The sequence below is a fragment of the Paeniglutamicibacter sulfureus genome (genome assembly GCF_039535115.1).
Lineage (GTDB): Bacteria > Actinomycetota > Actinomycetes > Actinomycetales > Micrococcaceae > Paeniglutamicibacter > Paeniglutamicibacter sulfureus.
Map to the genome: position 1 here is coordinate 3578699 of NZ_BAAAWO010000001.1, position 13495 is coordinate 3592193.

At 63.7% G+C, this 13495-nt stretch carries 11 protein-coding genes and 1 tRNA gene; 5 read left to right on the forward strand and 7 right to left on the reverse strand.

Annotation, left to right across the window (positions count from 1 at the left end; genetic code table 11):
* Window positions 1-25 precede the first annotated feature (25 nt).
* The gene (locus ABD687_RS16255; RefSeq protein WP_264271182.1) at window positions 26-553 is read left to right on the forward strand and encodes a PadR family transcriptional regulator; all 528 of its coding nucleotides are present in this window, start codon (window positions 26-28) and stop codon (window positions 551-553) included.
* The gene (locus ABD687_RS16260; protein ID WP_310289629.1) at window positions 550-1833 is read left to right on the forward strand and encodes an alpha/beta fold hydrolase; all 1284 of its coding nucleotides are present in this window, start codon (window positions 550-552) and stop codon (window positions 1831-1833) included. The genes ABD687_RS16255 and ABD687_RS16260 overlap by 4 nt, the downstream gene beginning before the upstream one ends.
* A 557-nt stretch (window positions 1834-2390) precedes the next feature.
* Here the strand turns inward: ABD687_RS16260 and ABD687_RS16265 are convergent.
* From ABD687_RS16265 to ABD687_RS16290, 6 genes are all read right to left on the reverse strand, one after another.
* Entirely contained in the window at window positions 2391-3134 is a 744-nt protein-coding gene (locus ABD687_RS16265; RefSeq protein ID WP_302262616.1) for an ATP-binding protein, read from the reverse strand.
* A 22-nt stretch (window positions 3135-3156) separates the two neighbouring features.
* Window positions 3157-4809 carry an IS21 family transposase gene (gene istA / locus ABD687_RS16270; protein WP_302262615.1) on the reverse strand — a complete coding sequence of 551 codons (1653 nt, stop codon included), beginning with the start codon at window positions 4807-4809 and terminating at the stop codon, window positions 3157-3159.
* 480 nt (window positions 4810-5289) lie between these two features.
* Window positions 5290-6471 (reverse strand): globin domain-containing protein, encoded by a 1182-nt coding sequence (locus ABD687_RS16275; protein WP_310289627.1) that lies wholly within the window; start codon window positions 6469-6471, stop codon window positions 5290-5292.
* A gap of 180 nt (window positions 6472-6651) precedes the next feature.
* Window positions 6652-7089, reverse strand: coding sequence for an RrF2 family transcriptional regulator (locus ABD687_RS16280; RefSeq protein WP_377700378.1), 438 nt, complete (start codon window positions 7087-7089; stop codon window positions 6652-6654).
* A gap of 169 nt (window positions 7090-7258) precedes the next feature.
* Complete coding sequence (locus ABD687_RS16285; protein WP_264271186.1) at window positions 7259-7741, reverse strand: hypothetical protein; 483 nt, start codon at window positions 7739-7741, stop codon at window positions 7259-7261.
* Window positions 7738-9225, reverse strand: a complete 1488-nt coding sequence (locus tag ABD687_RS16290) for a phosphohexomutase domain-containing protein (protein WP_310293401.1) — start codon at window positions 9223-9225, stop codon at window positions 7738-7740. Before ABD687_RS16290 ends, ABD687_RS16285 begins: the two co-directional genes overlap by 4 nt.
* A 119-nt stretch (window positions 9226-9344) precedes the next feature.
* Between ABD687_RS16290 and ABD687_RS16295 the strand changes: the two genes are divergently transcribed.
* The 3 genes from ABD687_RS16295 (at window position 9345) to ABD687_RS16305 (ending at window position 13135) form a co-directional block, all read left to right on the forward strand.
* On the forward strand, window positions 9345-11480 hold the full coding sequence (locus ABD687_RS16295; protein ID WP_310289623.1) for a RecQ family ATP-dependent DNA helicase: 2136 nt from the start codon (window positions 9345-9347) through the stop codon (window positions 11478-11480).
* Window positions 11481-11615: 135 nt separating this feature from the next.
* Window positions 11616-11900, forward strand: coding sequence for an SCO4226 family nickel-binding protein (locus ABD687_RS16300; protein WP_302263022.1), 285 nt, complete (start codon window positions 11616-11618; stop codon window positions 11898-11900).
* A 257-nt stretch (window positions 11901-12157) separates the two neighbouring features.
* The gene (locus ABD687_RS16305; RefSeq protein ID WP_310289621.1) at window positions 12158-13135 is read left to right on the forward strand and encodes a hypothetical protein; all 978 of its coding nucleotides are present in this window, start codon (window positions 12158-12160) and stop codon (window positions 13133-13135) included.
* A gap of 155 nt (window positions 13136-13290) precedes the next feature.
* On the opposite strand, the gene ABD687_RS16310 is transcribed toward ABD687_RS16305, so the two are convergent.
* Window positions 13291-13379, reverse strand: a tRNA-Ser gene (locus ABD687_RS16310).
* Window positions 13380-13495 lie beyond the last annotated feature (116 nt).

Here is a 13495-nt window from a genome sequence, read left to right on the forward strand (position 1 = left end):
CTAGGGGATGTGTCAGGATGAAAGCATGATTCTTGCGCGTTTGATCCTCGGGCTCTTGAGTTTGGCGCCCATGACCGGGTATGAACTGAAGAAGCACTTTGACTCGTCCATCAATCATTTCTGGAACGCCGACAAGGCACAGATCTACCGCACCCTGGCCCAGCTGGTGAAGGACGGCCACGCGACCGTGACCACCATTGCCCAGCGAAATTATCCGGACCGCCAGGAACACCACATCACCGACCAGGGTCGCCGGGAGCTCGTGGAATGGCTGGGTGGCGAGGTCACCGCCCACACGCCTCGCGAGCCGTTCCTGGCCCGGGTGTTCTTTGCCGCGGAACTCGATCGCGACTCGGTGTTGGAGATGATCCAGTCCCGACGCGAGGCGACGCAAGAGGTATTGGACGACTACCTCTCCCAGCGTGAGGACATTGACATGAGAGCAGCAGCCGACCGCCGCAGCTTCCTGATGGCGGCAACCCTGGACAACGGAATCCGCCACGCATCGGCCGAACTCGAATGGCTGGACGCCGTGACTGAGTACCTGCCATGAACCGCCACGAGCACCCCGCCGACGGTGATGCCGGAACCGACGAGGAATTCGTGGACCGTTCCTTCGCGGACGAGCCCACCGCTGCCGGCAAGCCGGCTAAGGCCCCCAAGCAAGATCGTCCGGCCAAGGCGACATCCCCGAAACGCGAACCAAAGGAACGCAAGCCGCGCCCCGAACCGCAGCCAACGGCTAAGACTGCCGCCAAGGACGCCGTGAAGCCCGAGGCGAAGGAGGCCGTGCCAGCCGCTGCCGAGGCGCCGAAGGCCCCGGCCGAAGCCGCCGCCATGCAGGAACCCGCGAAACCCTCCGGTGAAGTGCCCCGGACCGCTGTCCGGGACAAGGCCTCCGACACCCACAAGCCGGCGCGCCATACCAAGGCCCCGAGACAATCCAGGACGACGGTCCCGCACACACGCCCCGAGCCTGGGGCTGCGGCGGCGCCGGGCACCGAATCAAGGCAGGCGTCCTCACCGGCACCGCGTGATCCCGGCGCGTACCCGGAGTTCCATGCGCCCACACGCCCGCGCCGGGACGGCAAGGCCGCGCAGACCATCGTCTTCCTGCACGGCGGCAACGTCGCGAACTGGACCTGGGACCCCCAGGTGCGGGCCTTTGGGGACTACGAGGTCCTCACCCCTCATCTTCCCGGCTTCGGCGCCCGGGCCCAGGAGGACTGGGCGGGGCTCGACAGCGCCGCCGACGACGTGGCAGCCGTCATTGCCGACGAGGTCTCCAACGGCGGTGCCCACCTCGTGGGCCTGTCCCTGGGTGGTGTCGTGGCACTGCGCGTGTTGGCCAGGCACCCGGAACTCGTCGAATCATTGCTGATTTCCGGCGTCCCGGCCGCAGGAGTCTCGGCTTCCATGCGGACCATGAGCCGGATGCAACTTCGCCTCTTCGGCAGCGAATGGTACTGGCGCTTCCAGGCCGGCGCCTACGGCATGGTCGCCGACGAGAAGGAACTCTTCACCGAACACGGCACGCACCTGCGTGCCGACAACATGCGCGCCATCATGGACGAGGTGGATCCCGGCGGCGTCCCGGACAAGCTCGGGAACTACAAGGGACCCGTGCTGGTGATTGCCGGAAGCAAGGAACCCAAGCTGGTGGCCAAGTCCTTCCCGGCCCTGGCCCGCGCCCTCCCGCAGGCCGAGTTCCGCACCGCCGTGGGCATGCACCACCAGTGGAACATCGAAGATCCCATCCTCTTCAACGCCACTGTGCGGGCCTGGATCGAAAAGCACACCGCCCACCCTCGCTTGCAGGAGCCCGGACAGTAGGATCACGCGCTGCTCACGGATGGCCGCGGGAGCCCGAAAATCGAAGGCCGTCACCGAACGATCGGTGGCGGTCTTCGCCATGGCCGGGATGGGCTTGAACGTGCTTATTGAGATCTCGCCCGGGGATTCGGGATCTCTAGCTAAAATTCCTGTCCGACTACCTTGAATTTGTAATCCGACTAGGCCCACTTCGACACCGAGTCTCACTTTTGCGAGGTCCCCTATAGGCTCGGGATACTGTCGATATTCGGTTCGAAGTGAATCGAACCGGGGTCTGACCCGGCGATTGCTGGCTATGAGAATCGAATCCCCGTGAAAGGCCACAACCGATGACCAAGAAACCTGTAATACCAACACACGAAACCATCAGTAAAGCTGGCGATGGGCTCGAAATTACTGGCATCATCATTTCGACACTTTGCCTGGTGGTTGGAGCTCTCACTCTCTTTGCTTCCGGGTGTATGGACGGAGCTTTCGGTAACGCCTGTGGAACGAACCGGTAGCACTGGTGCGAGGACCCGGTAGTGCCCGAACCCTCGCACCAGCACCCCACCGCTTTAGCTTGCAGGCTCAGCTCCTTGATCGGCGTGGGCGCGCCGGCGCATATTCGGCCCGTCAAGCTGGATCAGTTCACTGCTGGAAACAATGCGGTTAAGGATTGACTCGGCGATCACCGCATCGTGCAGCGACTTGTACCAGTCCTCGGGATCGAACTGCGACGTCACCACCGTGGCGCCCCGGTGTTCACGTCCTGCGAGGATATTGAGCAGTTCGCTCGCAGTCTCCGGGCTGATCGGCGTGGTCAGGAAATCATCCAGGACCAGGACATCGCAGTCGTGCAGGTCTCCGAGGAACTTCAGCCGTTCGGAGTCCGCCCGATGATAGACCGCGAGCTTATTGGCCAGGTCATCAAGCCGGAAGTAGCGTGCCGTGTGGTCGTGCCGGCAAGCCGCGTTGACCAAGGCCTGGGCCAAATACGATTTGCCGACACTTGATTTCCCGAGGATCACCAGATTCGTCGTCTGCTCAATCCACTGGCACGACGCGAGCCGTGCCACGACCTCCCGGTTCAGCGTCCTATCGGGCAGATAGTGGATCTCTTCAATGCAAGCGGCCGGGTTGGGCGTTTTCGACTCCTTGAGCAGTTTCACCACCCGACGCTGGGCCCGGGCCGTGGTCTCCTGGTCCAAGGCGTGACGGACCTTGCGGGAGAACGTCCATTCGTCATAGGCCGGATCGTTGGCCATGTCGATGACAGCCTGGCCGAACGCGGTCATCCGCAACCTGGTAAACAGCCCCATGTCATCTTCCGTCAGGTGGTGGTCAAGCACGGCCTTCCCCCGTCGTCGGCTCGGTCAGGCTTGCGTTGGTCAGCGCCTCGAGACTGAACTGCGAGATCCCGTCCAGGTGGGCACGGCTGGTATCCCGGACGCCCACCGTTCTCCCCGTCGCAGCGGACGGCCCCGGGCCAGGAGCGAGAGTTGCAGGACGCCCGGCATGGTCCGCACGCAGGACGGCGATGCGATGCTTGACCGCGGTATAGCTGATCGGGTTCCTCGCGTCGTGCACGCAGAGGTCGTGGCAGGCCTGTTCCAACAGGCTGCGGTTGTTGCCTTTCCCCAGCTCGAGGATGTTCAAGCACGACCGGTAGCCCTGGGCTTCGATCTTCTTCCGCTCCAGCAACCGGGTCAAAGCCTGGACCGTGTAGGGGCCGACCTTGGTCGCTTGCCGGATGAAATAGGCCCGGGTCCATAGCAGTGAGGTGTCCTCATACCCGTGCGGCGCATGGTCGGCGTCGGTGACGTAGGAATGACGCCGCGCCCCACGCTGGTGCGAAGCGATCACTGCCCCGCCGGCAAGGATCGTGACCTGCTCACCGACCACCCGCACGTCCAGGGTCTGCCCGGCGTGCTGGTGCGGAACCGAGTATTTGATCGTGTCGACCTGCACGTGCCAGTCCCGCGAGACCTTCGCCTTGCGCCACTGAACTTCCCGCCACGGCTCATCCGGGAGGCCGATCAACTCGGGGCGCTCGGCTTCCTCGAACCACTCACGCCGGGAGCGGGGCTCACCGCGGAAGGGCGTCCGTTCGTTGATCATGTCCATCTGTTCGGCCACGGCCTCATTGAGCTCATCCAGGGTCGTGAAGCGCCGGTCGGCAAGATAGTGGATGATCCAGTTCGTCACGATCTTCACCCCGGCCTCGACGTGGCCTTTCTCTTGCGGCTTGTAGGATCCGGTCGGGACTGCCGCGCTCTGGTAATACTCCAGGAAAGCCTCATAGGACTGGTTCACGTCCCGGGCCTTTTCATAGCGGCTGATCTGGTTCGAGGCGGTCGAGGCATTGTCGGGAATGACCAGTTGGGTCACGCCTTGAAAATATTCAAAGGCCCTGCGGTGCATCTGGCACCACGCTGGAAGCTTCTCGTCCAGGGACCCGTACGCGAAGATCATGCCCGAATACGGCAACGACGCCACGAAGACCGAGACCTTCGTGGTTTCCCGGGTGATGGGGTCGGTCAGCTGCATCTTGGTCCCGGCCCAGTCGACCTGCATCGTGCGTCCGGGTTCGTGCGTAAGCGGGCTGGTCAGGTCGTTGGCCTTCACGTGCTCGGCAACGATCTGGCAGAACCGTTCATACCCGTAAAACCGGGCGGAGCCCGTGTGCGGGGTGTCCAGGTAGCGGGCCCACATGACCTTTAACGGTGGCTTTTTCCGGCCGATCCGGGCCTTCACCACGGCATCGATGTTGACGGGAACGAACTCGCTGGACACGTTCTTGCGGCCATCGCTGAAAAGCCGGTCAAGGTCCTCATCGCTAAGCGCACCGACCTGATCAAGGGTGGTCAGTTTCTGGTCGTCAAGGACCTGGCGGGCCTTGGAGATCGTTCGATGCGAGCAACCGGCTCGCGCTTGGACCTGCCGATACGAATTGCCCTGCACCAGCAGGGCCATGATTTGTTTGTAATCAGCCACTACGGTCGGTTTCCTTTCACTGTCCACGACCTGTTGCCGTGGGTGAAAGCAATCCTGACTCTGAATCCCCCGAAGCGCTACCGGATACTTACATTTTTGCTACCGGTTCGTTCCACATGCGCTACCGAAAGCTCCGCCTAAACATCCGGGAACGGCGTTCCGTTTATTGGGATCACATTCGGTCTACTGCTCATGATCACCGGATACACGAAAAAGACATCGGCTGCGACAATGGCGATGTTCATCATTGCGACCGACAAGAACGAACGTGAAATCGCAAACACCAAAAGTGCGAATGAGTAAGCGTTTGGAACACCCGTAGCCCTCTCACCACGGGATGCGGTTTGCCGTCATCGAATCGAATTGGTCAGTTCTTGCGCAATCGCAAAGGCCGCCACCGAGTTATCGGTGGCGGCCTTTGCCCCCCAAGCGGGTTCCGCTGATATGCCTATCGCCGCGGGACCCGTGGCTTCCCAGTCGTTAGGCGGCGAGCCACAGATCGGGGCCGAAGACCTCGTAGTGGATGTTCGTGGCGGGGATTCCCGCCTCGATGGCCTGCGAGCGGACCGCGCGCATGAACGGCAGCGGGCCGCACAGGTACAGGCGGGCATCGGTCGGCAGCTCCAGGTTGGCCAGGGACATGTAGCCCTCGGCGGCTTCGGTGTCCTCGGCCTTGGCGCTGATGTCCTCGAGCCACAGCTTCAGTTCGGCGTTGGGCAGGGACTCGACGGATTCGAGCATCTGCTCCTTCAGCGCCCAGGCATCCTCGGTGGCCTCCGCGTGTAGCACCATGACCTGGCGGTCAGAGCCTGCAGCGGCCAGGGTGGCCAGTGCGGAGGCGCTCGGGGTGCAGCCGATGCCTGCTGTGGCCAGGATGATCGGAGCGCCGGTGGTGTCGATGACCAGGTCGCCGTAGGGGTTGGAGAGCTCGATGACGTCCCCGACGCTCAGGTGCTGGTGCATGAATGGGGACACCTCGCCGCCGCCGTCGAACTTGGTCGTGATCACGCGCTCGGTGGTGGAAGTGACGGAATCGCTGAGTGTGTACTGGCGGCACTGGCGCAATCCGTCCAGCAGCGGGACACGGACCGAGACGAACTGGCCGGCCTTGGCGACGGTGACCGGGGTGTCGTCTGCCGGGACGAAGCGGAAGGTGACGGATCCTGTGCCGGCGGCTTCCTTGGACACAAGCTTCCAGTGGGTCCAGATCTTGTCGTTGGCCTGCTTGGCGTAGAGGCCCTTTTCGATCTTGATCAGCGCGTCGGCCATGAGCCAGTAGACCTCGGTCCATGCCTCTGCGACCTCGGGGGTCACCGCGTCGCCCAAGTCCTCGACGATCGCGGCGAACAGGTGCTCGTACACGATCGGGTACTGTTCCTCGACGATGCCCAGCGAGGTGTGCTTATGGGCGATTCGGGACAGAACGGCCTCCGGCAGGGTGCCCGGGTTGTTGACCAGATGCGTGGCGAATGCGGCGATTGATCCGGCCAACGCCTGTTGCTGCATACCATTCTTCTGGTTTGCACGGGAGAAGAGTCCGTCCAGGAGCTCCGGGTGGGCTTCGAACAAGCGCTCGTAGAACTTGGGGGTGATGTGGGAAATGCGTTCGCCAATGATGGGTAGCGTGGCTTCGATGACCGGGCGGGACTTCTCGGAAAGCATCTTGTGGCTCCTGACGGAGGGTGATTGTGTTATCTTGCATCCGATATGCAAGATTGATAATTCAGTTCTACACGGAGTAGAAGTCGGAAGCAAATCGGCCCGTTGGTATGTGGGCCCGGGAGCGGTTCCCAGACAACCTGGACGGGAGCACCTCGCCCCAAAATATGAGGCGGCAGGCGGTTAGGGCAGCGCCGGGAAGGGGAGCAGTACGCTGGCGGAAGGCGAGGTGAGATCCCTTACGCACAAAAGGTCGAGCTCGGCATAGAACGCCTCCCGGGCTCGTCGAAGGGCACCGCGGAGCTTGCATCCAGCGAGCAGCGGGCAGGGGATACCGGCTTCGGAAACGCAATCGACGACATCCTCGCGGCCGTCAAGGTCGCGCATCAGGGTACCGACGGGCAGCCTCAAGCCCTGGTCGGTGATTTGCGAACCGCCATAGCGTCCTCGCGCCACGTCCAGGGCGCCGCGGTTGCGCAGTTCCACAATGGCCTTCGCCACGTGGTTGTAGGGCACCCCGATTTGCTCGGCGATTTCCTTGGTGGTGACCTGTTGGTCGCGACGGGAGCCGAGAAACATCAAGGTGCGCAGGCACACGTCCGCAAAGGCGCTGAGTTTCACGTGTTCCATTGTCGCAGGTGTTGGCCCTCCGCGGCGCGGGCTGTGCCGAGGTGCACAGTGGGCCGCCGGCGTGCGACATCTGGTTTCCCCGAATACCTGTACAAAGACCTGTGGCCCAGAGCCCGGATTAGCGGGTTCCGGGCCAGAGGCAGGAAAGCAATGGAGGGGGCTAGGCCCAGACCTGGATCTGGCCGCCCTCGGCGCTGGGCTCGGAGAATTCCCAGATGCCGGTTTCCGGATCCGGCGCGGTGTACGGCTGCACGATGGCAATCGAAGCTCCGGCGCGGTGTTCGGCCAGTACATGGACCGCGTCCATGCCGTCATCGAGCAAGGTGACATCCGAAACGAAGGCGACGGCGTTGAAGGAATCGCGCTGGTCGGCCAGTAGCTGGACCAGGTCCTTCATCATCACCTCGGCGTCGATGTCGGCTTCGGGATCGTCCAGGTCCTCGGTGGGCTGGACGGCCAGCAAGCGCAGTTCGGGCTCGGCGTTTTCTTCGGTGGCGGGCTCAACGGCGATGGCGAAGGGAAGGAACACGCCCTGTTCTTCCAGCTGCTCACGTGCGACACCCAGGGCGGTGCCCAGGACCTTGTTCAGTTCCGCCTGGGCGGCTTCGTCGAGTTCAGTGATCTTGTTTTCGGGGGTGCTCATGCGTTGCTCCTGACGATATCCAGAACTCCGTCACGGACGAGTTCCATGGTCTTTCGGTCAATGGCTTCCCCGTTGTAGCGGAGGAAGGGTTCGGTGTTGGAGGGACGGAGGTTGAACCAGAACGAGCCATCGGCTGCCGTCACGGTCGTCCCGTCCATGGTACCCACAACGGTCGCTCGATTCGCCAGATCCGGATGGCAGGGCGGGCAGACCAGGCCACTTCGATCGGCGTTGTGTTCGTACCCGTTGGCAAATTCCGCGAGCACGCGGGCCACGGCCCCTGCCTTGTCCTCGACCTCGGAGTTGATCTCCCCGGAGGAAACATAGGGCTCGTACTCGGCGGCGAAGTCGCTCAGTGCGGTGTCCTGGTGGCCTAGTGCCGCGAGCACATGCATTGCGGCCAGCATGCCGGTGTCAGCGTTGTAGAAGTCGCGGAAGTAGTAGTGGGCGGAGTGCTCCCCGCCGAAGACCGCACCTTCGGTGGCCATGACGGCCTTGATGAAGGAGTGGCCTACGCGGGTGACCACGGGGCGGCCGCCGGCCGCGGTGACTGCCTCGGGCACGGCGCGGGAAGTGATCAAGTTGTGGATGACCACCGGGGTTTCCTCGCCCGCTGCCTGGGCGCGCGCGATCTCGCGCACCGCCACCAACGCGGTGATGGCCGAGGGGGAGACAGGCTCGCCCTTTTCGTCGATCACGAAGCAGCGGTCGGCGTCGCCGTCGAAGGCCAGGCCGATGTCGGCGCCGTGTTCGAGCACCGCGGCCTGCAGGTCGCGCAGGTTCTCGGGTTCCAGCGGATTGGCCGGGTGGTTGGGGAAGGTGCCGTCGAGCTCGAAGTACATCTCGATGATTTCCAGCGGCAAACCCGGCAGCAGGGTGTCGCCCAGCACCGCGGGGGTGGTGAGCCCGCCCATGCCGTTGGCGGCGTCCACCACGACCTTCAGCGGGCGGATGCCCGACAGGTCCACCAAGGAGCGCAGGTAGTCGGCGTAGCCGGCTAGCACGTCGAGCTCGCCGACGGTGCCCTCGGGGGCCTCGGTGGACACCGGAAGCCCCTCCTCGAGGTAGCTCTGTGCCAGGTCGCGGATGTCAAAGAGCCCGGTGTCCGAGGACACCGGCACGGCACCGGCCTTGGCCATCTTGATGCCGTTGTAGGCGGCGGGGTTGTGGCTCGCGGTGAACACCACCCCGGCGCAGTTCAGCGACCCGGCGGCGAAGTAGAGCTCGTCGGTGGAAATCAGCCCCAGCATCTTCGGGTTGGCGCCGCGGTAGGCAGCCCCGCGCGCGAAGGCGGCGGCGAACTCTGGAGAGGAAGGGCGCATGTCCCCGCCCACCAGGACGTCCTGTCCGGCCAGGCCCAGCACGTCGACAAATGCGGCGCCAATGGCCTCGACCGCCTCGGCCGTAATAGTGGACCCGACGATGCCGCGCACGTCGTAGGCCTTGAAGGACTCAGAAAGATCGATTTCCACACTCACATCCATGAGCTTATCGGGTTGGCATGGTGCGGCGCGGATTTGAGTCATCGAAGGTGAGTAGTTCCATAGGGCGCGGTTGCCTGCGGTGCGGGCAAGTGTCGGCGGACACTGGAATACTGGGGGCCATGGACGCCTACACACCCAGCATCGATTCGGACTTGCGCTCCGCTGCCACCGCCATCCTGCGTTCCTTGGTGGGCAGGGACGACGCCGATTTCCACGACGGGCAGTTCGAGGCCATTGAGGCCCTGGTTGCCGGGGGACGCCGCGCCCTGGTGGTGCAGCGAACGGGCTGGGGAAAATCGGCCGTGTACTTCGTGGCATCGCTGCTGCTGCGGGCCCGCGGCGCCGGGCCGACGCTGATAGTCTCCCCGCTGCTTGCGCTGATGCGCGACCAGGTGGCCGCGGCGTCCCGTGCCGGGGTGCGGGCCGAGGCGATCAACTCCGCAAACGCCCTTGACTGGCAGTCAATTGCCCAAAAGCTCGACAACGACGAGCTGGACGTGTTGCTGGTGTCCCCGGAGCGGCTGAACAACCCGGTCTTCCGCGACACCCAGCTGCCCGCGCTGGTGGCGCGGATGGGGCTGTTGGTCATTGACGAAGCCCACTGCATCTCCGACTGGGGCCATGACTTCCGCCCCGACTACCGCCGCATCAAGGACCTCATCCACGCGTTGCCCGGCAGCGTCCCGGTGCTTGCCACCACCGCCACCGCCAACGAGCGGGTGGTCCACGACGTGCAGGAGCAACTGGCCGTGGGCGGTGCCGAGGTCTTCACGCTTCGCGGGTCGCTGGCCCGCGAATCCCTGCGCCTTGGGGTGCTGCGGCTGGCATCGCCACGCTCGCAATTCGCCTGGCTGCTCACGCACCTGAACGACTTCCACGGTTCGGGCATCATCTACACGCTGACGGTCTCCGCGGCCGAGGACATCACCCGGCTGCTGGCCGAGGCCGGACACAAGGTGCTGGCGTATTCGGGACGAACCGACACCGAGGAGCGCCACCGCGCCGAAACCGCGCTTAAGAACAACGAGGTCAAGGCGCTGGTCGCCACCAGCGCGCTGGGCATGGGCTTCGACAAGCCGGACCTTGGCTTCGTCATCCACGTCGGGGCGCCCAGTTCCCCAGTGGCCTACTACCAGCAGGTGGGCCGTGCGGGACGTGGCAGCATCAACGCCGACGTCCTGCTGCTGCCGGGCCCGGAGGACCGAGAAATCTGGCGCTACTTTGCCACGAGCTCGATGCCGGACGAGCAAAAGGCGCACGCCGTCCTGCAGGAACTCGGCGCCACCCAGGGCCCCCTCTCGGTTCCCGCGCTCGAGGCCCGCGTCAACATCAAGCGCACCCCCCTGGAACTGCTGCTCAAGGTGCTGGCGGTGGACGGGGCCGTGGAACGAGTCTCCGGCGGGTGGATCCGCTCGGGTGCCCAGTGGTTCTACGACGCCGAACGCTACACCCGCGTTGCAGCAGCACGCGTGGCCGAACAAAACGCCATGCTCGACTACGAGAACCTGAAGACCTGCCGCATGGAATTCCTCGCCCGGGCTCTTGACGACCCGGCCGCAGCACCGTGCGGCCGTTGCGACAACTGCGCAGGCGTCTGGTTCAGGGACGACATCCAGGACTCGGCCAAGGACTCGGCACAGACCGCGCTGGGCAGGGTAGGCGCATTGGTTGAGGCCCGCCGGATGTACCCCGGCGGAATGGAAAAACTTGGTGTGCAGCTCAAGGGCAAGATCAAGCCTGAGTTCCAGGCCGAGGACGGCCGCGCGCTGGCGCGCCTGACCGACTTGGGCTGGGGCGGCCGGTTGCGTGCGTTGCTGGAAAATGCGGATGAACCGGATGCACCCATTTCACAGGGCATGCTCGATGCCTGCGTGAAGGTCCTGAGCGAGTGGAAATGGTCCACCCGGCCGGTGGCAGTGGTTTCCATGCCGTCGCGGACCCGACCGCAATTGGTTGGATCGTTTGCCCAGGGCATCTCGACCATTGGGCGGCTTCCATATTTGGGACAGCTCGAATACCGGGATCACGGACCACGCGGCGGTTCGGGCGGAAACTCCGCCTTCCGGCTCGCCGCTGTCTGGGACCAATTCGTGGTTCCCGGCGAAATGGCCGAGAAGCTTGCCGGAGCACCCGGACCGGTCCTGCTGCTCGATGACCTGGCAGACAGCCGATGGTCGTTGACCGAAGCGACCAGGATTCTGCGCGAGGCAGGTGCCCCCGGGGTGCTTCCCTTCGTGCTGGGAGCGGCGGGCTAGCAAAGCCCCGGAATCGGTTCCGGAAATGTGCCAATCCGGCCTTGTCCTGCTGGTGTGTGGTTCCCGTAAGAATCCGCGTCATCCAGCTCTGTATAAGGCTCGATGGAGCTCCTACAATGAGGCGAACGCTGAGTCATGAAAGCGTTTGCCACAATCCAAGGAAGTGTTGCTATGGCTGAATTCATGGACGTGCACAATCACATGCAGGGCTTGTCTGCGGAGGATCTGAAGGCTGCGCACGCGGCCGATCTTGCCATCCAGGACGAGGAAAACGTGCAATTCAAGAAGGCATGGGCCGATCCGGAAAGCGGGAAGATTTTCTGCCTGTCCGAAGGTCCCTCGAAAGAAGCGGTCCAGCGGGTCCACGAGCGGGCAGGCCATCTGGCCGATGAGATCTACGAGGTCCCGTTGGTGGTCTGATCCTCGGTGCCGAGGGGGCCTAGGGAGCCAATCGCTGGCTGGAGCGCAAGGCGCAATGCGGGTCGTGATGCAGCCGATTTTCGGCGGCTTCACGACCCCTGTGCATGGCCGAGGACGGATGGGGGATTTTCGGTCCCTCGGATGTCAACATGCGGGGATGGAAAATCTCGCCAACACCGGGCATCGGGGCCTGGGCCGACACAATCCGGCAGCCGCCTAGTTCCGCACTGTGTCCCGCGGGGCCGTAGGCTAGAGTCATGGAAATTCTGCTTTGGGTCGTCGTTCCGCTGCTCATTCTCGGACTTGCGTGGATCGGGTTGAAGAAGCTGCGCATTAAGAACTCGGCAGAGGTTTCTGCCGCAATCACCCCGGAATCGGCCCAGGCAGCCGCAGCACAGCTGACAGCAGAGGGTCACCGAGCCGTCTACAAGTCCTTGGCCCAGGGCGACTTCATGGCCGCAGTGCAAAACTACAAGGCCATGACCGCGGCCGGGTACAAGGCCAGCATCATTGCCGTCCGCAGTCTGGAGCGGTTCCCCCAGATCCGTAAAGATTCCGCCGGCGGACCCACGATTTCCGAGCAGGTCGAAGCCGAACGCCGGGCAGAGGAATCCGAAATCTCCGAACCGCAGACCGGCGCGGCCACCGAAATCCCGCTGACGCCGGAGCCCGCCATTCCTGCCGTTGAAGGCGGGATGGACGAAAACATAGCCGCGCCGGAAAACTCCGACAAATCCGATGACCCCTGGGTGGTGCCCAGTGAATGGGCCAAGGAATTCGGCAGCGAATCGGAACGGACTTCCACGCAGTTCAAGGTCGCCTATCTGGTGGACGGCGAGTCCCGCGAGTTTGCCAGCGAGGACTTGCCGCCTGCCGAGTACGACCAGTTTCTTTCGTTGGTGCGCGACGAGGACCTTCCGGGAGCTGCGGAGCTCATTGCCAAGCACTCCGGCCTGGAGCAGGCAGAGATCCTGCGAATGCTCGCGGCCTCCCCGTTAGGCGGCGGCGAGACGCCAACGGCAAACATTGCAGACTTCAGTTTTGAAGGCCAGGGCCCGGACGGTGCCGTGAAATTCAGCATCAATGACCTTGCCGAACCCGAACGCACTGAATTGCTGGAACACCTGCGTCTGGGCGAGCTTGATGAGGCCACGACCATTGTCGTCCGCCACACCGGCCTGCCCGACGACATGGTGCGCACGTTGCTCAATGCGTTTGGAGACGGAGACAAGTAGGGGTCGCCGGCGGTGCTGCCGCCGGACCTGGACTTCTGGCCGCTCACGGTTGGCTCCACCCGGAGCCAGCCGAACGCGGTTTCTTGTCCGAACAACCCTCTTCCGGCCGCGGGGGTAAAGACGAAAAAACCCCCACCGAAGTAGGGGTTTTTCAGCGGACACGGGGAGATTTGAACTCCCGGTCGAGTTTAACCCCGACACTTCATTAGCAGTGAAGCCCATTCGGCCGCTCTGGCACGTGTCCGTTTTGCTGTTTCCAGCTCCCCTAGACTACCCAAAGCTGGGGCGGCACACAAAACGAGTGTTTTTGTGTGGCAACAAAGCCCCGGGATCCGTGGATTTCGGAGGCCAGTGGCACCG

Coding starts and splice junctions, on each gene's coding strand:
- ABD687_RS16255 (WP_264271182.1), top strand. CDS start 26: ATGATTCTTGCGCGTTTGATCCTCGGGCTCTTGAGTTTGGCGCCCATG.
- ABD687_RS16260 (WP_310289629.1), top strand. CDS start 550: ATGAACCGCCACGAGCACCCCGCCGACGGTGATGCCGGAACCGACGAG.
- ABD687_RS16265 (WP_302262616.1), bottom strand. CDS start 3,134: ATGGGGCTGTTTACCAGGTTGCGGATGACCGCGTTCGGCCAGGCTGTC.
- ABD687_RS16275 (WP_310289627.1), bottom strand. CDS start 6,471: ATGCTTTCCGAGAAGTCCCGCCCGGTCATCGAAGCCACGCTACCCATC.
- ABD687_RS16285 (WP_264271186.1), bottom strand. CDS start 7,741: ATGAGCACCCCCGAAAACAAGATCACTGAACTCGACGAAGCCGCCCAG.
- ABD687_RS16290 (WP_310293401.1), bottom strand. CDS start 9,225: ATGGATGTGAGTGTGGAAATCGATCTTTCTGAGTCCTTCAAGGCCTAC.
- ABD687_RS16295 (WP_310289623.1), top strand. CDS start 9,345: ATGGACGCCTACACACCCAGCATCGATTCGGACTTGCGCTCCGCTGCC.
- ABD687_RS16300 (WP_302263022.1), top strand. CDS start 11,616: ATGAAAGCGTTTGCCACAATCCAAGGAAGTGTTGCTATGGCTGAATTC.
- ABD687_RS16305 (WP_310289621.1), top strand. CDS start 12,158: ATGGAAATTCTGCTTTGGGTCGTCGTTCCGCTGCTCATTCTCGGACTT.